General features: G+C 63.6%; 19 protein-coding genes, 1 tRNA gene and 1 pseudogene. 7 read left to right on the top strand and 14 right to left on the bottom strand.

The features are described 5' to 3' along the window. Positions 1-4 precede the first annotated feature (4 nt). Positions 5-472 (top strand): type II 3-dehydroquinate dehydratase, encoded by a 468-nt coding sequence (gene aroQ / locus AC1L34_RS13380; protein ID WP_424321939.1) that lies wholly within the window; start codon positions 5-7, stop codon positions 470-472. A 336-nt stretch (positions 473-808) separates the two neighbouring features. Then, positions 809-2,266: a DEAD/DEAH box helicase gene (locus AC1L34_RS13375; RefSeq protein WP_424325286.1), complete on the top strand. Its 1,458-nt coding sequence runs from the start codon at positions 809-811 to the stop codon at positions 2,264-2,266. A 261-nt stretch (positions 2,267-2,527) separates the two neighbouring features. Here AC1L34_RS13375 and AC1L34_RS13370 read toward each other — a convergent pair whose 3' ends face one another. From AC1L34_RS13370 to dprE1, 5 genes are read right to left on the bottom strand one after another with little or no spacing between them, the layout of a single operon-like run. Continuing rightward, positions 2,528-4,081, bottom strand: a complete 1,554-nt coding sequence (locus AC1L34_RS13370; RefSeq protein WP_424295686.1) for a hypothetical protein — start codon at positions 4,079-4,081, stop codon at positions 2,528-2,530. A gap of 43 nt (positions 4,082-4,124) precedes the next feature. Beyond that, the gene (locus tag AC1L34_RS13365; protein ID WP_424295688.1) at positions 4,125-4,871 is read right to left on the bottom strand and encodes an MBL fold metallo-hydrolase; all 747 of its coding nucleotides are present in this window, start codon (positions 4,869-4,871) and stop codon (positions 4,125-4,127) included. 4 nt (positions 4,872-4,875) lie between these two features. Continuing rightward, positions 4,876-6,825, bottom strand: coding sequence for an arabinofuranosyltransferase (locus AC1L34_RS13360; RefSeq protein ID WP_424325613.1), 1,950 nt, complete (start codon positions 6,823-6,825; stop codon positions 4,876-4,878). 5 nt (positions 6,826-6,830) lie between these two features. After that, complete coding sequence (gene dprE2 / locus AC1L34_RS13355) at positions 6,831-7,592, bottom strand: decaprenylphospho-beta-D-erythro-pentofuranosid-2-ulose 2-reductase (protein ID WP_424295692.1); 762 nt, start codon at positions 7,590-7,592, stop codon at positions 6,831-6,833. 48 nt (positions 7,593-7,640) lie between these two features. Further along, complete coding sequence (gene dprE1 / locus AC1L34_RS13350; RefSeq protein ID WP_424321828.1) at positions 7,641-9,059, bottom strand: decaprenylphosphoryl-beta-D-ribose oxidase; 1,419 nt, start codon at positions 9,057-9,059, stop codon at positions 7,641-7,643. A gap of 169 nt (positions 9,060-9,228) precedes the next feature. On the opposite strand from dprE1, the gene AC1L34_RS13345 reads away from it, so the two are divergent. After that, complete coding sequence (locus tag AC1L34_RS13345; protein WP_424295696.1) at positions 9,229-9,636, top strand: universal stress protein; 408 nt, start codon at positions 9,229-9,231, stop codon at positions 9,634-9,636. Between the two features lie 15 nt (positions 9,637-9,651). On the opposite strand, the gene AC1L34_RS13340 is transcribed toward AC1L34_RS13345, so the two are convergent. Continuing rightward, complete coding sequence (locus AC1L34_RS13340) at positions 9,652-10,875, bottom strand: lipase family protein (RefSeq protein ID WP_480034841.1); 1,224 nt, start codon at positions 10,873-10,875, stop codon at positions 9,652-9,654. A 229-nt stretch (positions 10,876-11,104) separates the two neighbouring features. Here AC1L34_RS13340 and AC1L34_RS13335 point away from each other — a divergent pair, with 229 nt between their 5' ends. Further along, positions 11,105-11,536 carry a GtrA family protein gene (locus tag AC1L34_RS13335; protein WP_424293039.1) on the top strand — a complete coding sequence of 144 codons (432 nt, stop codon included), beginning with the start codon at positions 11,105-11,107 and terminating at the stop codon, positions 11,534-11,536. Between the two features lie 22 nt (positions 11,537-11,558). Here the strand turns inward: AC1L34_RS13335 and AC1L34_RS13330 are convergent, their stop codons facing one another. The 6 genes from AC1L34_RS13330 to AC1L34_RS13305 are packed head-to-tail and all read right to left on the bottom strand — an operon-like array spanning position 11,559 to position 16,778. After that, positions 11,559-12,578, bottom strand: coding sequence for a fused (3R)-hydroxyacyl-ACP dehydratase subunits HadA/HadB (locus AC1L34_RS13330; RefSeq protein ID WP_424293025.1), 1,020 nt, complete (start codon positions 12,576-12,578; stop codon positions 11,559-11,561). A 49-nt stretch (positions 12,579-12,627) separates the two neighbouring features. Beyond that, the gene (locus tag AC1L34_RS13325) at positions 12,628-13,506 is read right to left on the bottom strand and encodes a TIGR03619 family F420-dependent LLM class oxidoreductase (protein WP_424293026.1); all 879 of its coding nucleotides are present in this window, start codon (positions 13,504-13,506) and stop codon (positions 12,628-12,630) included. Positions 13,507-13,554: 48 nt separating this feature from the next. Further along, positions 13,555-14,493 carry a galactofuranosyltransferase GlfT1 gene (gene glfT1, locus AC1L34_RS13320; RefSeq protein WP_480034840.1) on the bottom strand — a complete coding sequence of 313 codons (939 nt, stop codon included), beginning with the start codon at positions 14,491-14,493 and terminating at the stop codon, positions 13,555-13,557. Beyond that, a complete protein-coding gene (wzt, locus tag AC1L34_RS13315) occupies positions 14,493-15,311 on the bottom strand; it encodes a galactan export ABC transporter ATP-binding subunit Wzt/RfbE (protein WP_424293028.1) in 819 nt (272 codons plus the stop codon). The genes glfT1 and wzt overlap by 1 nt, the downstream gene beginning before the upstream one ends. Positions 15,312-15,319: 8 nt before the next feature. Continuing rightward, a complete protein-coding gene (wzm, locus tag AC1L34_RS13310) occupies positions 15,320-16,183 on the bottom strand; it encodes a galactan export ABC transporter permease subunit Wzm/RfbD (protein WP_424293029.1) in 864 nt (287 codons plus the stop codon). A 22-nt stretch (positions 16,184-16,205) separates the two neighbouring features. Next, on the bottom strand, positions 16,206-16,778 hold the full coding sequence (locus AC1L34_RS13305; RefSeq protein WP_480034839.1) for a bacterial proteasome activator family protein: 573 nt from the start codon (positions 16,776-16,778) through the stop codon (positions 16,206-16,208). A gap of 42 nt (positions 16,779-16,820) precedes the next feature. Between AC1L34_RS13305 and AC1L34_RS13300 the strand changes: the two genes are divergently transcribed. Next, a complete protein-coding gene (locus tag AC1L34_RS13300) occupies positions 16,821-18,017 on the top strand; it encodes an aminotransferase class V-fold PLP-dependent enzyme (protein WP_480034838.1) in 1,197 nt (398 codons plus the stop codon). Between the two features lie 49 nt (positions 18,018-18,066). Continuing rightward, positions 18,067-18,540: a MarR family winged helix-turn-helix transcriptional regulator gene (locus tag AC1L34_RS13295; protein WP_424293032.1), complete on the top strand. Its 474-nt coding sequence runs from the start codon at positions 18,067-18,069 to the stop codon at positions 18,538-18,540. Positions 18,541-18,573: 33 nt separating this feature from the next. On the opposite strand, the gene AC1L34_RS13290 is transcribed toward AC1L34_RS13295, so the two are convergent. After that, complete coding sequence (locus tag AC1L34_RS13290; RefSeq protein ID WP_424293033.1) at positions 18,574-19,539, bottom strand: NAD(P)H-quinone oxidoreductase; 966 nt, start codon at positions 19,537-19,539, stop codon at positions 18,574-18,576. 94 nt (positions 19,540-19,633) lie between these two features. Between AC1L34_RS13290 and AC1L34_RS13285 the strand changes: the two genes are divergently transcribed. Continuing rightward, positions 19,634-19,718 (top strand) — tRNA-Ser (locus AC1L34_RS13285). 92 nt (positions 19,719-19,810) lie between these two features. On the opposite strand, the pseudogene AC1L34_RS13280 reads toward AC1L34_RS13285, so the two are convergent. Next, positions 19,811-22,103: pseudogene (locus AC1L34_RS13280) on the bottom strand (FdhF/YdeP family oxidoreductase). Positions 22,104-22,146 lie beyond the last annotated feature (43 nt).

Genomic DNA, 22,146 nt, shown 5'->3' with positions numbered 1-22,146 from the left:
ACTTATGTCTGAGGCCTCAGTAACCGGCGCTACCGGCAATCTTCCGATCCTGCTGCTCAACGGACCCAACTTGAACATGCTCGGGGCCCGACAACCAGAGGTTTACGGTGCCGACACCCTTGCGGATGTGGTGCTGCTGGTAGAGCGGGTGGCCGCCGAACTCGATTTCGGTGTGCGTGCGCTGCAGACCAATCACGAGGGCGAGATGATCGACGCGATCCATGCGGCGCGCGGTGAGGTTAGCGGCATCGTCATCAACCCCGGTGGCTGGACGCACACGTCCGTCGCCCTGGCCGACGCCCTGGTGATCCCCGAAGTACCGATTGTCGAGGTGCACATCAGCAATGTGCACGCCCGAGAAACCTTCCGTCACCATTCGTACATTTCGCCGATCGCCGCCGCCGTCATCGCCGGTTGCGGCACCGCGGGCTACGAATTCGCCGTGCGGCGCCTCGCCTCCCTTCTCGCATGATGCGTTCGTTCCCGCACCACGTCAGACGTGGTGCGGGAACGAACGCATCATGCGAGAAGGGGCCACGGGGCACTGTGCCGTCCACCACTGAGTGCTGGTCGCTGGCTCGAATTGCCGTAGGCTGAGAAAGTCGGAGCGTCCCGGAAGGTGCGCTCGTCCACTCGGTGCCTAGCGCCGATCGTCGTAGAACGCCTCCACGCAGACCCCGGAATTCTCGCGGGTGCGTTGACCATTCATACGGCGAACCGACACGCGAAACCGCGCGTGTTCGCCACCTGAATTCGTCTGCGGCGCAGTGCTGCGCGCGAATCCTGCAATTAAGGCAGCCCTCTTTTAATGACTACTTTCGCCGACCTCGGCGTGCCACTTCCCATTGCCGATGCGCTGACCGCTGAAGGCAAATCGACCGCGTTCCCAATTCAGGAACGCACTCTCCCCGACACCCTCATCGGCAAGGATGCGCTCGGCCGCGGTAAGACCGGCTCGGGCAAAACCCTCGCATTCTCGATCCCCCTCGTCACTCGCCTGGCCGAGGCCGGCGTCCGCCGCAAGCCGGGTCGCCCCACCGGGCTTGTCCTGTCGCCCACCCGTGAACTCGCGACGCAGATCGCGACCGCGATGGAACCTCTCGCCAACGCCGTCGGCCTGCGCGTCACCACCATCTTCGGTGGCGTCAAGCAGAGTCGCCAAGAGTCGGCCATGCGCGCCGGTGCCGATATCGTCGTCGCCTGCCCGGGCCGCCTCGAGGACCTCATGCGTCAACGCATCGTCTCCCTCGACGACGTCAAGATCACCGTGCTCGACGAAGCCGATCACATGGCTGACCTCGGCTTTCTGCCGGTCGTCACCCGCATCTTGGCGGCCACCCCGACCGGCGGGCAGCGCATGCTGTTCTCGGCGACGCTCGACAACGGGGTCGACAAGATCGTCAAGCGCTTCCTGAACCAGCCGGTCACCCACTCGTTGGAAGATGCGACGTCGCCCGTCGCACAGATGACGCACCACGTCTTCCGCGTGCCGAGCGCCGCCGAAAAGGGCGAACTAGTTCGGGAACTCGCCTCGGGCACCGGCCGCCGCATCCTTTTCACCCGCACCAAGCACCAAGCTAAGAAGTTGGCCAAGAAGCTGACTTCCGAGGGCATTCCGGCCGTCGACCTCCACGGCAACCTGTCGCAGGGTCAACGTGATCGCAACCTTGCCGCCTTCGCCGCACCGGACGGTGCCAAGGTGCTCGTCGCGACGGACGTCGCCGCTCGCGGCGTGCACGTCGACGGTGTTGAACTCGTCGTCCACGTAGATCCGCCAGCCGAACACAAGGCTTACCTGCACCGCTCGGGTCGCACCGCGCGCGCCGGTTCGGCAGGCGACGTCGTCACGATCTGCCTGCCCGAGCAGTGGGGAGATCTCCGCAAACTGCTGCAGAAGGCAGCTATCAAGGTGCCCGGCCAGCAGGTCACCGCGAAGTCGGACGTCGTTGACGAACTCGTGGGCGAGCGCGCCCCGTACCGCGATACCCCCGTTGTTGCCGCTCCGGCACCGCAGCAGCGTTCGGGTGGCGGCTCGCGCGGCTCGCGTATCGGCGGCCAGGGCCGTCGTCGCGCCGCGCAGGCCGCAGGGCACCGCAAACCGAACCGTAGCGCCGGTGCAAGCCAGGGTGAGCACGGTGGACGGTCGTCGACGTCGAAGCCGACGCGCAATGCCAACTCGCGTCCCGAGTCCAATGAGGGGGCAGGTGCACCGCGCCGCCGTCGTCGCTCCGCTCGTCCCGCAGGTTCACCCCGCAATTCGCATTAGTTGAGACGGCACTGCCAGTGCCACAGAGAAGGCCCAGCGTTCCTCGGAATGCTGGGCCTTCCTTGTTTATGTGCGATCACCAGTGCCAGGTGGGCTACCCCGCAGCAACGTGGCCGCCGCCACCCTGACGGAAGCACCTGCGACGAGGTGGTCGTGGAGACCGAATACCAGTGGCTTACCTACCGTCTGCTGCCGGTTGACGTCGAACCGCGGGCGCGGGCCACGGCCCTTCAGGAGTGATGAATGTACAGCGTGACGTGACTACCAGCGGGCGGCAGGCTGGCTGGCGGGGACCACTTTGCGGTCCTCCGATAGGCATAGTGAACGCAAAACACTGTGATAAACGACGAGGCCGTAGGTGTTGGGCGCATTGATCAGGCCACTCACGCGCGGCAGCAAGTCGAGCCCGCCGGTCAAGGGGACCAGGGCATCGGCCGCATACTCATTCGCGATCGAAATGAACTGGGTCGTCAGTGCGTACGCATAGTAGGCAGCGGTCATCGTCTTCGTCACCGTCAGATCCGACAGTCGGACCATCTCGCCCATGTTCTTGCCGGATCCCGAATTATGACCGAGGCCGATCACAATGTCGGTAATGGTTCCGCCAACCGTGGGGATCACGCCCATCCCGTACGACAGCAGCGTCTCGACGGTAGAGAGATCGTCGGGATCGGCGGGGATCAGGTTGTGCGGCACCCACACGGTCTTCATGAATTTCTGCAGATCGCGGGCACTGTTGGCGATCTGCTTCGCGGCGGCGGGATTCGGTGCGGTGGCGGTCAGGTAGTCAGCGGTGCGGGTGACGATGCGGCTCAGCGGCAGGTCGCCGATGGCCGGGCACGATCCCGGTTCGGCGATCTCGACCTGGCCCGCAATGTCGGCGATGATCTGCGGCACCTTCGACGCGAACGACAGATCGGGGTCGGGCTGTCCGGCATGACGTCGTTCGTCGGGCGTCATCTTGACGATGCACCCGTCGATGATGGCGTTGCCGATCATCGTGTACATCATCTTCAGTCCCGCGACGCCGATGGTGATCGGCAACGTGATCAGCATGCCGAGGGACACCGGGCCCACCGCAGTCACCGACGGCATGGTGTCTTTGAGGAACGTCAACGGAATGACGGCCGTCAGGTAGAAGTACAGCCACGCGGACTCGACGGCCTGCGACAACGTCAGGTTCTCGACGCGCATGGTCTGCCCGTAGCGGCCGTTCTTCGCGTTCATCAATTGCGTGACAATGTACTGCGACAGCGGATCCCGATACGTGTTGATCGGTGCCTCGGGCGAAGCCCCCAATGCCGACGGATGCAGGCTCACGGCAAGGGTCGAAATCTTCAACGAGTGCATGTCGGCGAGCACTTGCCGCTTGGCGGCCAGGGCCGCCGTCCGGTGCGCGGCCGGGATCGACGGCAGGAACGAGTCGAACATCGCCACGAAGACCTTGTCGAGCGTCGCCTCATTCGCACCGACACAAACCGCGGCATTGGGATCAGCGGGCGTTTGCGGGGTCGGTTTCGCAACCCGCCGGATGTCCGACGCATTGCGGGCGGTATCGGGATTCGGGGCGTCGTTGAGAGTCCGGATCGACTGCTGTTCGGCAACCGGGATGGGGCTCACGCTTTGCGCGCTGCCACCCACGGCGACCGCGCACGCGAGCGCAACGGCACCCAGGCGAACGCTCCGCGATCGCCCGATCTGAAGCAGTCGTGCCGTTCCAAATATCCGCATCCGATCCCAATCTGCGACTTTCGCCGCAAATAGGTGCAGCGGACTCCGAGCATCAGGTTCCTCTACCCGCCGGGTATCCGCCATTCAGCCGACACAATGCGGCACGGTTTTGCCGGGATCTACAGCTTCACAAACCGAGCGCCTGCTCAACGAACGTGCCGACTCGGCCGCACAGCATAGGGCCGTGGCCGGGCATCAGAACGACGGCGTCGAGGTTCCCCAAGGCCTCTACGGACTCCGCATTGCGCGGTTCGTCGTGGGTGAAGACGTGGTCGAGGCACTGGGGGCCGCGGAATTTGCTTGTGGGATGGCCGCTGATCAAGGCATCGCCGGAAATCAGGACTTCGCCGTCTCCGACGAGAAAAGCGCTGTGGCCGCGTGTGTGGCCCGGAGTCGGCACCGCGACCGGGCGACCGGGCAACAAGGTCGAGTCGACGATCGGCTGCGCATCGCCGATGCCAGCCTTGTCGAGGGCGCCGAGGCGCACCACTCCAGACAGCCAGCGCGCCACCCGCGGGCGGTAAGCAATGGGGGCAATCGTGGACGCATCGGCCTGCTCGAGGTATTCGCGACGTGCATGTGCGACCTCATTCGGGTCGGCATAGATCGGGAACGAGTGCGTCCGACCGATCTGCGCCAACCCTCCCAGATGGTCGACGTGGGCGTGCGTCAACAGCGCGCCCTGTACCTCCCCGAGATCACTGCCAACGCGACGCAGCGATTCGGCGACCGCGTCTGCATGCCCCGGATAGCCGCCATCAACCAGCGTCACACCGTCGCCGGACTGCAGGATCACCCAGTTCACGTACTTGGTGTGAACCATGTGCGTCTTCGACGACCCGTGGTCGATGGTGGTGATATCCAGATCTGCCATGCGATCAGCCCTTCTTCACGACGAGCACAAACGGACCCACTTCGGTGACCGTGAACGCGGGATCGTCGAACGCGGCCGGGTTGAACGTGACCGTATACCGCTGCACGTTGGGATCGTTCGGGAAGACGTCCTTCGCCAACCGTAGGGTGTAGCCGTCAGGGCTGTAGCGGAAGAGGAAGACGTCGGGCGCGCGCCACGGGCTGGACTGCAGGTTTTGCTTCATCTCGGCGGGCGTGGTGGCTTTCGACCACGCCTCGATGGTGGCCGCACGCTTGTCGAACTCGGCGAGCGGGTTCGCATAGTGAGAGGTCAGGCCCTGGAAGCCCCAGTACGGGTACAGCGAGAGGAATCCGAAGTCTGCGGTCAGCACCACGTGGTCGGACGCTGGCCGTCCAGTCTGCTTGGCGATGAGCGCATGAATTTCCGGATAGTACGATTCGGCACCCGGTGCGTGCTGGTCGGCGCGGACGCCGTGACCGTCGGTGTCGGTGTAGGCGGTGGTGATCTCCGGTGACAGGGCTGCGGGGATTTGCTGGGCGGCGGCGATCGCGGTGATGGTGGCGAGAACGCCGACGACCGTGCGGACGTCGCCAAATTTCGCCACGGCAACCCGCGCCAGCGCTACGACTCCCAAGCCGCCGGCGGCCGCGAGGACTGCGGTACTGACTGGCTCCAACCGGAACGACAGCAGCGTGGAACCGGTGGCGGTCAACGCCAGCGACAGCAGGGTCACCGCGACGATCGCGACCAGGGCGCACGCCATGGCCATGGCGATGGTCCGCTGGCGCAGTCGCAGCAGAATCCACACGAGGCCAATCAAGCTGAGCAAGCCGATGATCGTCAGGTGGAACATTGGCAGCGCGAGCACCGCACCGTTTTCCGGCAGGTAGTGTTCGGCGCTGCCGCTGACGGCGACGTCGCTCCGGAAGCGCTCAAGCAGGTACGGGCCCCACACGACCAGCGCAATCGCGCCAGCCAGGATGCCCATCACCAGCAGTCGCACGATGACCGCGAGGATCTGCGGATTGCGTTCGGCGGCAATGTCTTTCCGGCTTACGGCCGCGTTACGCGGCAACCACCACGCCTGGACCACGTAGACGATGGCCATTAGGACTGCGGCCCCGGCAAACACTGCCGTGTACAGCGTGTACGTCGACGCCGAGAAGCCGAGGAAAGCGCCGGCCGCGACAACTGCCAGCCAACTGGTTTCCCGCAGCGGCGTGGGTCCGTCAGCCAGGCGGGACCGGCCTCGCAGAGCACTCGCGGAGACGATCAGCATCGGAACGCCAATCAAAATCAGGATGGCGCTGTAAGGCTCGGGCGACGCGAACTTCAAGGTCACGAGGGTGACGGGTAGGGAAACCGCGGTGCCGACGGCGACGCCGAACATCCGGTTCCACAAGATGGCACCGAGTCCGGCGGCCACGGCCAGCGACAGGATGGCCCACGGCTTGTACGCTTCCCAGCCGGCGAGGCCGAGCGTGTTGGCGTAGCGTCCGCCCAGCCAGAACCATGTCGCCGGATAGTACGGCGGCAGGTCCGAATACGTCATGTCCGCCAGGTGCGGGCTCGACGTCAAGCGGGTCAGGTACTCAGTGCGGAACTGCTGATCCACCGACAGCCCAAACAAGTACAGCTTGGTGGCACCCAATGGCATCCCGAGCGTGACCGTCACCAAACCGGCCGACGCGAACGCCGCCAGCAACGATGGCAGCGTCCGTGCCCGATACCGCGACCACACGACAGCCACCGCGGCGAGCAGCACAAAGATGATCTGCCCGAGCGAGGTGAGCGCCCGCGTCACATTAGAGGTGTTAAAAGCGGGCCAGCCGACCGCGCCGATAACTTTCAAGCCAACAAATGCGATGATCGCCGCACCGATGATGCCTGCACCAATTTCGACGGCATCTCGGGTGCGACCGGTCAGGCGGGGCGCCGCCGCGGAGCTAGCCACCGGATCTAGATGGGGAGCTTGCGGAACACCGGGCGCGGGATGTGCCGCAACACCATCATGATGAAGCGGAACGGTCCGGGAACCCAGATAACATCCTTGCCCTTGTCGACGGCGGCAACAGCCATCCGTGCCACGTCTTCCTTGTTGACGGTCAGCGGGGCTTCGGCGACATGCGCCGACAGGCGGGTGCGAACCTGTCCGGGGCGGATCACCAGGACGCCGATGCCGTCGGGGCGGAGGGCGTCGCCGAGGCCGAGGTAGAAGCCATCAAGGCCGGCCTTGGTAGAGCCGTACACAAAGTTGGAACGACGAACGCGCTCACCGGCGACGGAGCTCATCGCGATGATTTGGCCGTGGCCCTGGGCGCGGAGCTTCTCACCGAGCAGCACGCCAACCGAGACGGCGGCCGTGTAGTTGATGTTGGCTTCGAGGACTGCCAGCTTCTGGTCCTGCCAGGCCTGCTCGTCGTCGCCCTGAATGCCGAAGGCAACAATCGCGACATCGATGTCACCGTTGGCGAACGCTGCGTCGATCACAGCGGGATGCGTATCGGTGGCGAGTGCATCGAAATCGATGAGTTCCACCGACGACGCGCCAGCGGCCTTCATCTGTTCGGCAGCAGCGGCGGCGGCCGGATCGTTCGGGACGGTCGCGAGGACCACGCGCATCGAGCCCTTCGTGAGGTACTCGGAAGCGATAGCTAGGCCGATCTCGGAACTGCCGCCGAGGATCAGGATGGATTGGGGAACGCCTACGGCGTTAAACATGGGTGAATCTCTTTCGTCTGCGGGGGAAGGTCAGTCGGGGCCGGGCGGTTAAACCAGTTCGAGCCTGCGGCCCATATCGGACATGAAGACCTGGTTTGGGTCAATCCGCCGGCGCGTGGCGATCCACTTGTCGATCTCCGGGTACATCGCGTGGAAGGTGTCGGCGCTGGTGCGCGAATCCTTCGCGGTGTAGAGGCGACCGCCGATCGACATGACGCGCTGGTCGAGTTCGCGGACGAACTCGTGCAGACCGCGCTTAATCGGGAAGTCGACACAGATATTCCAGCCCGGCATCGGGAAGCTCAACGGAGCCTGGTTGCCTTCGCCGAACAGCTTGAAAACATTGAGGAAGCTGACGTGCCCGGATGCCTGAATGTCGTAGATGATGCCCTTGAACTCTTCGACGGCCTCTGGCGGGACGATGAACTGGTACTGCAGGAACCCCTTTGAACCGTAGGCGCGGTTCCAGTTCCCGAACAGATCGAGCGGGTGATAGAACTGCGTCAGGTTTTGGATCTTGCCCTGGTAGTTACCGCCCATGCGGTAATACGCTTCGCCGACCATCGAGAAGTTCAGCTTGTTGGCCAGGCCGTTGGGGAAGATATCCGGGAAGTTCACCAGCGTCGGTGCGTCGAACTTCAACGGGTCGGCGGCGAGCTTGTCCGGCAGTTGGTCGAGCGTCGCCAGACTGCCGCGCGAGAAGGTTCCGCGGCCCAGACGTGGCGGCTTGCTGATTGCATCGAACCAGCCGGAACTGTAGGTGTAGTTATCTTCCGAGCCGTCCATGTGGAGCGCGATGGTTTCGTCGAGGCTCTGTGTCACTGTGCCGTCGGCGATGAAGTACGCGGTTTCGGTGCGCGTCATCTTGATCTTGGCGCGCAAGATGATGCCGGTGAGGCCGATGCCACCGATGGTGGCCCAGAAGATCGAGGCGTCGGGATCGTCGGCCGAACCCTCGGGGGTCAGCGTCAAGATCTCGCCCGACGCGACCAGGAGGGTGATCTCCACGACGTGGTTGCCGAAACTGCCCGCACTGTGGTGGTTCTTGCCGTGAATATCGCAGCCGATGGCTCCGCCGATGGTGACTTGGCGAGTGCCGGGCAGCACCGGGACCCACAGGCCGTGCGGCAGCGCGATCCGCATCAGGGCGTCGAGGCTGACGCCAGCGTCAAGGTCGATCACGCCGGTTTCGTCGTTGATCTCGTGGATCCGCGTCAACTGGGTCATGTCGATGGTGAGGCCACCGGAGTTTTGGGCGTTCTCACCGTAGGAGCGGCCCAGACCGCGCGCGATCACTCCGCGGCGCAGGTAGCTGGGCTTGTCGGCATTGTCGTCGGCCACGCGCGCCACTGCTTCGGCGATGAGCTCCGGGTACGGGGTCGACAGGACGTGGCCTTCGATCGGCATCGTCCGGCCCCAGCCCATGAGCTTGCGGGTCTCAATCGGAAGTACAGCGTTGTTCGTCATCGCTGTAGAGCGTACTCGTCAGTTCACTAAATCTGGATGCCTTGCCCGTGGTCTGTGTCTCGCAGCACTTTCGGCCGGCGAGCGCATTTGCGGGTCCCCGGACGGCTCGATGTCTGCCGTGTCGACTAAGTTTTATCGGAGATCTGTGTCTTTCGAGGAGGACAACACTGTGATCGTGGTTGGTTACTCAGGTGGTTCCTTCGGCCAGGCGTGCCTGGAGCACGGCATTGCTGAGGCGCAATTCCGAGAAACCGACCTGCTGGTGATCAACGCGGTGTCCGATGGCCGGGGCCAACACCACGTCGAAGCCGAGGAGATGGCCGAGGTCGAAAAGGTCCTGGCTGCGTCCGGCGTCAAGTACCGACTTTCGCAAACTATCGGCAGCACGCCCGTCGACGAACTGCTGGCCGCGATGGACGAGCCCGAAGCGGAATTGCTCGTGATCGGCCTACGACGCCGCACTCAAGTGGGGAAACTGCTGATGGGGAGCACATTTCAGCAACTGCTGTCGTTTTGCCGCAAGCCGATACTCGTCGTCAAACCCAAGCGGGATGACGACCAGTACCAGCACATTTAGTGGTAACACGCCTGCTTAGCGCATGATCCGCGCCAGGAACGGGGTGGAGTCCTTCATCGATGCGAGCACCGTTCCCGAATGATCCTTGGTCGGGTACACGTGCATTTCGACCGGTTGACCATTCGCGACCATCTGCGCATACAGCGACAACGCCGACGGAGCAGGCACATCCGTGTCGACGAGGCCCTGGCCCATAAAGATCGGACGGTCGTAGCCGCGGTACGGGGTGCTCATGTAGTTGACCAGCGCGCCCTGCACCCCGGGAATCGACGAGACGGGCTTGCTGAACCAGTCGCGAACCTTGGCGCCCTCGACCATCGAATGCATTTCCGCGTAGCACTTGGTCTGGGCCGCGGCGACAATTCGGCGGCCTTCCCTGGTCAGGATCGACATTGGCTTCAAGTCGGGCCGCGCATCAGCGAAGCCAGCCCAAATGTAGGCGGCGTAGGTGTTCAAGCCCGCGGGGAGCGCGACCGGCGGGAAACCCGGACCAGCCTGCATCACGATGTGCTCAATGTTGGCGGGTGTACCCGTCGACACCACGCCGCGGTAATCAAGACCGGATCCGCGCGAGTAGGCGGTGGCCCAACGCGCACCGTTAAGCGCGGCGCTCGCCCCCTGCGACTGTCCGACAATCGCCCACGTCTTCGACAGCGGCAGACCGGTATGCGATGCGGCCTTCACCGAGTCGACGATCGAATGCGCTTGCACCTTGCTACTGAGGTAGTTCATCAGACCGGGCGTTCCCAGCCCCACGTAGTCGGTGCCGACCACCGCGTAACCCTGGTCCAGCCAGTGATTGAGGTATGCGGTGTCCCGATCGCTGCGCGGTAGGGCCGACGGCGTGCAGCCATCACCCAAACCAGTAGTGCCGTGCGCCCACGCGATCACCTTGTAGCCGTTCTTTGGTGCCGCCTTCTTCGGCAAGAAGATGGCAGCGGTGCTGACAGCGGGACGGTCGTTGAAGTCCGTCGTCGCATAAAGGACGCGGTACGCGCTGCCCGCCGAACTCAAGCCGATGGACGGGTCGAGCGCCGTCTTGGAGAGCAACGTTCCGGGTGCACCGGTCGGGCCGGAGTAGTCGCGGGCGTCGAGGCCCGACCACACGGCGGCCGGGGTCGCCGAATCGTCAGCGCGGGCTGGCGCGGCCACAGCGACGGACAGGCCCGCGGCCGTGGCCACAACGGCGCTGGCGACAACAAGGCGGCGCCCCAAGCGGGGGAGTGAGAGCTTGGTCATAAGGGGAGGTTAGGCCGATCAGTTGACGCCGCGGAACCCGACCCGCAAATTCGAGACGGGACGTTCTCAGTTCACCTTCAGTGGCGGGCACTACGCTTACTGCGTGGCAGACCCCAACCCCAACGATCCCGTCACCGAGCGGATCGAGGCAACGCAAGACGATCGCATCACCGGTCAATTCCCGGCGGTGCATCCGTCGCACGAGGATTTCAAGACCCGTCATGCGCCGATGCCGATCGAGTTGCCGTTCGACGACGAGGAAGCATCGACCAGCGTCGACCTCAAGACGCAGATCGTCCGGTTCATCCTGACGGGCGCGCTGTCGGCGGTCTTCGACTTTGGGCTTACCGTATTTTTGCAGGACGTGGTGGGTGCACCGTTCCCGGTTGCCAAGGGTGCCGGTTTCATTCTCGGGACCACGATCGCTTACCTAATCAATCGCCGGTGGACCTTCCGCGCCGAAGCGAGCAAGGCCAGGTTTGCTGCGGTGATCGCGCTGTACGTGGTGACGTTCTTCATCAACGTCGGCCTCTACGACCGATTGATGCAGCAGTGGGAGACGGGACTGCTGTACACCGCGCTGGCGTTCTGCATTGCCCAGGGCGTGGCGACCGTCGTGAACTTTGTGGTTCAGCGGGCCGTGATCTTCAAGATTCGGTAGAGACGCGCAAAACTTCTGGTGCTTAGGAGAACTGGACGTTCGCCGTGCAGCGGCCGTAGACGCGCTTGCCGTTGAGGCTGGCGCCGAACACGATCAGGCCGCGGCGAGTTTCCGGATCCAACGACTTGATCTTGGCCGTGTACTCCACGACAGCGGGTTCGTCGGCGGGCACGTAAACCGGGCTGGTGAAGCGTCCGCTGAGATCGATGAACGCGGCGGGGTCACCGACAAACGAGGTCAGGTAGCCGGCAGCGGTCCCCAAGGTCAGCATGGCTTGCGCGACGACAGTTTCCAGTCCCGCCTTGCGGGCGACGGACGCGCTGTGGTGGATCGGGTTCGGGTCACCGGAGACCCCGATGTAGTTGATGACGTCACCGCGGGTGAACCGTTGGGCCCGCGGAGGCAGATCCATCCCTTCGGTCAGCGACTCGAACGGGATGGTCGACCATCGAACATTGGCCGGTTCCGGGATTTCCGCCGGCTCCGACGGGATCAGCGGATCGACGTGCGAATCACCGCCACTGAACATGACGCCGTCGACGATGTCCTCGAAGTTCTCGGGGAGTTCGCCCTTCTCGCCCGGTCCGGCGAGCGACGTCCACGACTCGTGTAGAACACCTTTGTTGACGTCGCGGACGAGCGTCTTCACGGTGAACAGGTCGGCACCGGCCACACTGCGGTACGACTCCAACGACACGTCGCAATACAGCTTGTCACCAGCCTCGATAGGGCGATGGTATGCGAAACGCTGATCCACCTGCAGGACGCCGGAGCGCAGCAGATCGCCGGGAATCGCCTTATCGAGGAGCTGGGTCTGAGCCTTCGCGCCCATGATGGCCACGATCGTCAGCGGTGCGACCAGCGCGCCGTGACCGTGGTCGCGGGCCTTCTCGTCGTCCCAGTGCAGCGGATTGTCGTCGTGCAGGGCACGGGCGAATTCGCGAATCTTCTCGCGTCCGACCTCGTAGTAATCGGCTGTCGAGTAGACCTTTCCGATCGACTGATTGATCGCGTCCGTGCGTGTCATTTCACCGCTGGTCATTCCGTAAACGTACCTGACATGCGAAGGAGCCGAAGAATCAGTCCGCCTGTCATGGATTGACCTTGGAAATCACTGACTCACCGAACCTGCTGATGTTCGCGATCTTGTTTTCGAGGGGTTCCGGGTCGGTGCCCATGATGTACGGGAGGCGGAATCCGACGATCACGTCGGTGATGCCCTTGTCTTCGAGGCGCTTGCAGCCGTCGACGGTGTAGGCGTCGAGTGAGATGACGTGGATCTCGAACGGGTCGTTTTCTTTGCCTTCGGCCTTGCGGATGGCCGCCAACTTATCGAGGCACATGTCGAGCTCTTCGGGAGCGCCGCCACCGTGCATCCAACCGTCGCCGCGGATCACGGCGCGCTTGAGTGCGGCATCGGCGTGACCGCCAACGAGGAGCGGAATCGGTTCGGTCGGTGCCGGACTCATCTTGATGCGCGGGATGTCGTAGAACTCGCCGTGGAACTCGAAGTATCCGCCTGCGGTCAGGCCTCGGAGAACGTCCATGCATTCGTTCATGCGGCGGCCGCGGCGCGCGAAGTCGACGCCCATGATGTCGTAGTCCTCGGGCCACGGGCTGGTGCCCACACCCAACGACAGTCGGTTGTTGGTGATCGCAGCGACCGATGCGGCTTGCTTGGCGACGAGGACCGGCGGGCGGATCGGCAGCTTCAGCACGAACGGCAGGAACCGCAGATTGGTGGTGACGGCACCGAGGGCACCAGCCAAGACGAAGGGCTCGATGAAGTCCTTGTCTTCAAGGAACTCGCGTCGCCCGTCCGGCGTGTACGGGTAGGTGCTGTCCGAAACTTCCGGGTAGGCAATGGAATCGGGGAGGGTGATCCCACTGAAGCCCGCGGCTTCGGCGGCCTGAGCCAGCGGCGGGTAGTAGTTGATGTCGGTCATCGCTTCGGCGAAGGTAAATCGCATAGGTCACACACTAGAACACGTTCTAAATGTGCGGCGGGGGTTATGCCACTAACTGGGACGCGAGAAGCGTTCGTCACGCCCCAAAGCGCGCAAACGCCGCCATTCGCGGAACCCCGCGAGATCACGCTGTTGGACGAGGAAATACCAGCCGAAGCGCGCGTACTCCTGCGGGAGGAGCTTCCGCATCCCCGGCTGGCTCATCAGATAGCCGCGGTTGCGGTAGGTGAAGAATCGCTTCACCTCGTTGTCGGGGTACTGCGTGTGCATCCGACCGCCGAGAATGGGCCGGAACTCATCGCTACCGTCCGGATGGAGGTAGGCGGTGGTCAGACAGGTGCCGAAGTTGACGCCCGAGCGGGCCAGGCGACGGTGCATTTCCACTTCGTCGCCGCGGAAGAACAGTCGTAGGTCGGGGACGCCCACCGCCTCCAACGTTGCCGCAGAGAACAGTGCGCCGTTCATCAGCGACGCGATGCCAGGCAGGAGATCGTCATTGGGGTCGATCTGGGTGCCGTCAGAAGTGGGTGCGAAAAGCTCGGACCGCTTGCGACGCCACACCAGGCCGCGCCGCAGTGGAAATGCCAGGGAGTCGGGATCGGTGATGTTGACGACCACCGGGGACACCTGTCCCAGATTGTGGCGTTGCGCGCACGAAATCAACGTCGAAAGGACCTGCGGACCTTCGGGACGACCGTCGTCGTCGGCACACCACACCCAGTCCGCGCCAAGGGCAAGGGCGTGCAGCATGCCGAGCGCGAAGCCGCCGGCACCGCCCAGATTGTGAAGCGACGGCAGGTAAGTCGTCAGGACCGGTTGAGCTGCAACCAACTCGCCGACTTCGGGTTCCGCCGCATTATCGACGACGATCAGGTGGTCCACCGGGCGGTCCTGCGACGACAGCACCTTCAGCGATTCGGCGAGAAGTTCGCGACGCTTGTGAGTGACGACGACCGCAACGATTTTGTCGGGCACGTTGTTTTCGGCCACTAGATGGTCTTCCCGGGGTTCGCTTCAAGTTCCGCGAGCACCTTGCGAACGTGCAGAGCCGCGTCGGGGCCTTCGTAGGCGCCGACCACTTCTTCGATGCCGCCATCCATGCGGACCCTACCGTGGTCGATCCAGAGCGCGCGGTCGCACAGTTGGGCCAGGAATTCGTTGGAGTGGCTGGCGAAGACAAGGATGCCCGAGCGTTCTACCAGGGCCTGCAGTCGGACGCGGGCCTTCTTCATGAACTCGGCGTCGACCGCACCGATGCCTTCGTCGAGGATCAGGATTTCGGGATCGATCGACGTCACAACGCCGAGTGCCAAACGCACGCGCATGCCGGTCGAGTAGGTGCGCAGCGGCATGTTGAGGTAGTCGCCCAGTTCGGAAAACTCGGCGATCTCGTCGGTCTTCTTGAGCATCTCGCGGCGGCTCATTCCGAGGAACATGCCGCGAATGACGATGTTCTCGTAGCCGGAGATCTCCGGGTCCATGCCGACACCGAGGTCGAAGACCGGAGCCACGCGGCCCTGAACGCGACAGGACCCCTGCGTTGGCTCATAGATGCCTGCCAGGAGACGCAGGAGCGTGGACTTTCCTGCACCGTTGTGGCCGACGAGGCCAATGCGAGCGCCGTGCTCGAGGTGCAGGTTGATATCGCGCAACGCCTCGACGACGACCGTCTTCGAGTTGTTGGCGCCGATGATGCCGCCCGCAGCGCCAACGACGGCCTTCTTCAGCGACCGGGTCTTGGCGTCGAAGATCGGGAAGTCGATGCCTGCGTCCCACGTGTCGACGCGGATGTCGGTTGTTTTGGTCATGATTCCCCTTAGACCCAGTACGGCACGCGTGAGCGGAAGTTACGCATCACGAACATGGCTGCCATCCAGCCGAGCAGCGTGCAGCCGATAACGATGAGCCAGTGGTAGAAAGCGACGGGTTCACCCATGAGTGGTGCTCGGGCGATCTCCAGGTAGTGGTACATCGGGTTCAGCTCAGCCAGCTTGGCGCGTCCGGTGACGCCGCCGCCGATGTCGGTGAGCGACTTGGCAGACCAGATGATCGGCGTCATAAAGAACACCAGGCGGATCATGGTGCTCAGCAACTGCCCGATGTCGCGGAAGCGAGTCGACATGATGCCGAAGACAATCGTCACCCACACGGCGTTCAGGATGTACAAGCCCAGGGCCGGGAACACCAGCAAAGCGGACCAGTCCAGGGAAGGCCGGAACACCGCGTAGATGATCACGTAGATCACCACGTTGTGGGCAAAAATGATCAGGCTGCGCCACACGTTGCGATAGACGTGGATGCTGACCGGTGCCGGTAGTTGCTTGATGAGGCCTTCGTTGGTGGAGAACACCACCGAACCATCAAGGATCGTCGTCTCGATGAAGCCCCAAAAAATGAAACCGAGCGTCACGTACGGCAGGAAATAGTTGATGTCCATGTGGAACAACTCGCCGTACAGGATGCCCATCGCGAGCGCGGTGACACCCGTGGCGATCGTGATCCACAGCGGTCCGAGGACCGAACGCTTGTAGCGCTGTTTGATATCGGTCCAGCCGAGATGCAGCCAGAGTTCGGAGTTGCGGAAGCCGTCCGCCAGGTCTTTAAAACCACGGGCGAACGTTTTCGAATCCGAGGACACAGGTGCGGGCGGGATTCCGCCGCTATCGACTACGGCTGACACAACGCCACAGCATACAAGTGCGTCAGAGGTACTGGCCCGTGCTGTGCCCGTCATGTGGCGAAGCTCCCGGTGGGAGGACACCCTGACGCATCTGCTCAAGTTGGCTCCGGGCCGCCATTTGTTGAGCGAACAGCGCGGTCTGAATGCCGTGGAAGAGCCCCTCCAGCCAGCCGACGAGCTGGGCTTGGGCAATCCGGAGTTCGGCGTCGGACGGGGTTTCTTCGTCGGAGAAGGGAAGCGCCAGGCGTTCGAGTTCCTCGCGCAATTCCGGTGCCAAACCGTCGGAAAGTTCGGCAATCGAGGTGCGATGGATTTGGGCGAGCCGGGTGCGACTGGCGTCGTCGAGAGGTGCTGCGCGCACTTCCTCCAGCAGTTGTTTGATCATGGTGCCGATGCGCATCACCTTCGCTGGCTGTTCCACCATGCCTGCGACGCTGCTCGCCGAATCGTCGTCCGGTGCCATTCCGGGCATGACGCCGGGCATGATGACGCCGTCGCCGTCCTCGGACGGAGGAACGCCAACCTGGCCGAAGCCTGGATCGGACGGGTTGCCGGGCCCGTCCGGAGTTGCTGAACCGAACATTGCGGGGTGCATGGGTGCCATTGTGCACTTTCTTCTGCCAGTATCGTTGGGCATATGCCGTTCGACATCGCCTCCGTCAGGGGACTCTTCCCCGCTTTAGGCGACGGCTGGATCTACTTGGATCCGCAGGCAGGCATGCAAATTCCGGATGCGGTCGCCTCCGCGGTCGGCACCGGTTTTCGCACGTTACCGGGCATTTCTGGGACGCGGAGTCCGCAGGCGCGAGCGGTCGCCAAAGCCGTCGCAGATGCCCGAGATGCCATCGCGGATCTGCTTGGCACTGATCCGGCCGGAGTGGTCCTGGGTACGTCGCGCGCCGCGTTGGTCACCGCATTCTTGGATGCGCAGCCGCTGTCGTCGTGGATGAATCGCAATATTGTGCTCTCGCGGTCCGACGACGAGGAGGTTCTCGCGCCCGCGTTGGCTGGGGCAGGCAGGCACGGAACACAAGTGCGGTGGGCCGAGGTCAATATTGAGGACGGGACATTGCCGACCTGGCAGTTCGCCGATGTTGTTGACAGTCGTACGTCGATCGTTGCGGTGACGCTCGCGTCGTCGGTGACCGGTGCGATTACCGACATCGGTCCCATCGCCGGACACGCGCGGGCTGCCGGGGCACAACTGCTTGTGGATGCGTCGACCGCCGCACCCTATGTGCCACTGTCGATGACCGAATTGGGGGCCGACGTTGTGCTGGTGTCTGCCGAGCGGTGGGGTGGGCCGCGGGTGTCGGCTCTGGCGTTTGCCGATCCGACGGCAATTAGTTCGCTGACACGAGTTTCGCAGGATCCGACATCGACGGGTCCGACACGGCTCGAACCCGAGCACGTTTCTGGTGCCATGCTGGCGGGCTTGGTTTCGTCGGTGGACTACTTGGCGGGACTCGATGGCGGCGCCACCGGTCCGCGCCGCGACCGGATTACCGCGTCGATGGATGCGACCTACGAGTATGTGCACAGGTTGCTGTATTACCTGGTGAATTCGCTGTCGCACCTGTCGAATGTGTCGATCATCGGACCAGATGCGCACCGGGTGCCGATCGTAAGCTTCGTGGTCAGCGGCGTGACAGCAGCCGATGTCTGTGCGCGGTTGAGCGATAACGGAATCGCGGCGCTCAACGATATTCCTAATCGTGCGCTCGAAGCGATTGGTGTCGCCGATATCGGTGGCGCGGTGACTGTTGGACTGTCTCCGTATTCGACGCCGTTCGAGGTGGACCAGTTGGTCCGCGTCCTTGGATCGTTCGGCTGAGACCCGCTCGGTAATCTTGGGGCATGTTTCAACTACGCGGGGGGCTGCGGTGACGGCAAGTGATGAGCCGACGATGAGTGCGGAGCAGCGTGAGCTGTGGCAGCAGCTCGTTCAGGGTGGCTGGCTGACATATCGATCGTTGTGTCGAGAAGTCGATCAAGCGTCGACGCTGTCGTCAGCGGATTGGCGGGTACTTGAGGTGTTGACAGCTGCACCCCAATTGCGGATCAGTGATCTTTCCGATCGCACGCAGATCAGTTTGAGTACCGTTTCTCGACAGGTCACCAGATTCTTGGAGCGCGGTCTCGTTGCGCGCGTGGACAGTTCCGAAGTCGACGTGCGACAGAAGGATGCCCGTCAGCGGTGGGTCAAGATCACCGATGAAGGCCTCGCGGTGCTCAACCCAGTGCTCGCGGCCCGCGACCGGGCCGTCCGCACCCTCGTCATCGACCGGTTGAGCGAGGAGAAATACCGTCAGCTGTGCACCATCTTTGGTGAGTTGGGTGCACAACTCGCCGACTAGGGCGGGGTGCAATCGCTCGCATCCGGGCTTCGGCTACACCGTCAACAGAATCTTTCCGACGGCATCGCCCGAGGTGAGCCGCTCGTGCGCAGCAGCGACTTCGGCGAGTGGGAAAGTGGAGTCGATGATGGGACGGATGTCGCCCGATTCCACCAACGGCCATGTGCGCGCCACAGTTTCGGTGACCACCGATGCCTTTGAATCGGGGGTGCCACTCGAGGGTCGTGACCGGAGCGTGGTCCCGATGATCGAGGCACGCTTCGCCATGAGGGTTCCGATGTTGAGCTCGGCTTTAGCGCCGCCCTGCATCCCGATGATGACTAGGCGACCGTTGGTGTCGAGGGCCGACAGGTTCCGATCGAGGTACTTGGCACCCATGATGTCGAGGATGACATCTGCCCCGCCTTCGGCTTTCAAGCGTTCGGTGAAGTCGTCGTCGATGTAGTTAATGAGGATGTTGGCACCGAGTTGTTGTGCGCGAGCCAGTTTCTCGCTGGTGCGCGCGGTAGTCGCTACGCGGGCACCCATGGCGCGAGCAAGTTGGATGGCGTGGGTGCCTATTCCGCTGGTGCCGCCGTGGACGAGGAACAGTTCGCCAGGCGATAGGCGGCCAGCCATCACAACGTTCGACATCACCGTGCACGCCACTTCGGGGAGCGCCGCCGCGGAGACGAGGCTGATGCCGTGCGGAACCGGCATCACCTGCACCGATGGGACAGCGACCTTTTCGGCGTAGCCTCCGCCCGCGAGCAATGCGCAGACTTCGTCGCCGATGCTCCAGCCAGTGACTCCGTCGCCGAGTGCGCTGATGCGGCCGGACACCTCGAGGCCGAAGATCTCGGACGCGCCGGGAGGTGGCGGGTAGTGGCCTGCGCGCTGCAACACGTCGGCACGGTTGACGCCAGCTGCGACGACATCGATGACGACTTCACCAGCTCGTGGTTGGGGGTCGGGGACGTCGATGACGCTCATGGTGGCATTAGCTGAGATGGCGCGCATGGGTCCAGTCTTCCAGTGTGTGATGGTTGCGTCGAGGGAGACCGTAGGTGGGCCTCGTCGAGCCAGACACTCGTGCGCTAATCTTGGTCGCCAGGGAAGCGTGGCAGAGCGGCCGAATGCACTCGCCTTGAAAGCGAGCGTGGGTGAAACCACCGGGGGTTCAAATCCCTCCGCTTCCGCAAGGTGATGAGTCGCGACATTGTTTACACACGATGTCGCGACTCATCTGCTTTTGGGGTTCAGCGCGTGCTTACCGTCGAACCCGACAGTGTCAGGCGGACTTGCTGATCCGCACGGCCACGTTCTTCATTAGCGGCTGATCGGATTGGGTGCTGTAGTCGGCGATACCGACGAGGGCGTTCATCTCCGGCATGTAGCCGGAGGCCGCACCCCGAGGTAGGTCGTAGCGCAGCGCGCGGAACCGGCGCAGTGTGCGTTGCGAGCCATCCCGCGACGTGGAAGTGATATCGACGAAGTCACCCTCGGTTAGGCCTCGGGCACGCATATCGGCCTCGTTCAGGAAGATCAGTTCGCGCAGATTCTTGATACCGCGGTAGCGGTCGTTCGCCGAGTAGATCGTGGTGTTCCACTGATCGTGCGAGCGCATGGTGCCCAGGATCAGCACGTCCTCTTCGGCGGGGATAACGTTCGGCATCGGTGCCAGGGAGAACTCGGCGCGGCCAGACGGCGTCTGGAACACCCGCTCGCGGGCCGGCTGCGGTATCCGGAAGCCTCCCGGAACCTTGATCAGCTCGTTGAACCCCTCGAAGCCGGGAAGCACCTTAGCCATCCCGTCGCGAAGGCGGTCATAGTCGTCGACGTACCACTGCCACGGAGTGCGACTCTCCGGCAGTGTGGCCTGCGCGATACCGGCGATGATCGCCATCTCAGACTTCAACTCCGCCGACGCGGGCCGACGCTTGCCGCGAGAAATGTGCACCATGCTCATAGCGTCCTCAACGGTGACTCCCTGAAGTCCAGACACCTGCTCGTCCTTCTCGGTGCGGCCAAGGCAGGGCAGGATCACCGCGCGGCGCCCGTGGACCAGGTGGCTGCGGTTGAGCTTGGTGCTCACCTGAACGGTCAGCTCGGTCTTGCGCAGTCCCGCTGCCGTATAGACGGTGTCGGGCGCGGCGAGCACAAAGTTTCCGCCCATGCCAACGAAGACCTTTACCCGGCCGTCGTTCATGGCCTCGATTGAATTGACCGTGTCGAAGCCATTGGCCCGCGGGGAGACGATGCCGCAGACCTCGTCGAGCTTGTCGGCCCATGCCGGGAGACGGTGATCGATGCCGCAGGTACGGTTGCCCTGCACGTTGCTGTGGCCGCGCACCGGTGACGGGCCCGCCCCCGGTCGGCCGATATTGCCGCGCAGGAGCAGCAGGTTCGTGATTTCGCGGACGGTGTCGACACCGTGCTCGTGCTGCGTGACGCCCAAGCACCAGGAGATCACCGTTTTGTCCGCGTCGAGGTAGATCTGCCCGGCGCGGCGAATCTCTTCCTCGGAAAGGCCAGCCTGCGCGGTGATCTCGTCCCAGCTGGTGGCGGCCACAAGGTCGCGGTACGCCTCGAACTCGGCCGTGAGGCCTTCCAAGAAGGCCCGGTCGAGCACGGTCGGATCTGATTCCGCGGCCTCCAGGACGACCTTCGCGAGGCCGCGCATGAGGGCGAGGTCTGCCGCCGGGTCGCACCTGCATATTCAGGTCCGAGACGGAGGTTTCCTTCATCATCGCCATGTCGACAATCTCGTGCGGGACGATGGTCTTGGTCTCGCCAGCCTCCACAAGCGGATTGATGTGCACCACCTGGGCGCCGCGACGGGTCGCGTTCGCCAGGGCCGTGAGCATGCGAGGCGCATTCGAAGCGGCGTTAACGCCCATCACAAACAGGGCGTCGGCCTCCTCCCAATCGTCCAAATCGCAGGTGCCCTTCGCAGTGCCAATTGCCGCCTTCAGCGCCCGGCCCGATGCCTCGTGGCACATGTTGGAACAGTCGGGCAGGTTGTTGGTGCCGTACTCGCGAGCCATGAGCTGATAGAGGAAAGTGGCCTCGTTGCTCAGCCGCCCCGAAGTGTAGAAGGCCGCCTCGTTGGGGCTGGCGAGCCCGCGCAGCACGTCACCGACCAGCGTGAATGCGTCGTCCCAGCTGATTGGGACGTAGCGGTCGGACTGCTCGTCGTATGCCATGGGCTCGGTGAGCCGACCCTCGTTCTCCAACTCGAAATCGGTCCAGTCGGCCAGTTCGCTGACCGTGTGCTGCGCGAAAAACTCGCGCTTGACGCGCTTGGGAGTCATCTCCCAGGTGACGTGCTTGACGCCGTTCTCGCAGAGGTCCAGGGTTAGCTTCTTGTCGTCGGGCCACGCGCAGCCCGGGCAGTCGTAACCGGTGGGATGGTTCATCACGAACATGGAGGGCGCGCCCCGGATCAGCTCGCGCTGTTGAAACAGGATGGAACCGACCGACTTCGCGGCACCCCAAGACGCGGCGGCGTGACGGTACGGGGAGCTTGACCATGCGCCGTCGGTGACGGGCCCGTAGCCGCCCTGCCGGGGGACCTCGGGCAAAAGGCCGGGAATGCGGCCCGAGTCGGGGGACTGATGGTCACTG

It is taken from the genome of Gordonia sp. 34D, assembly GCF_056682775.1.
The sequence above is the reverse complement of the archived record's forward strand: the minus strand, read 5'-3'. Positions and strand labels throughout refer to the sequence as shown.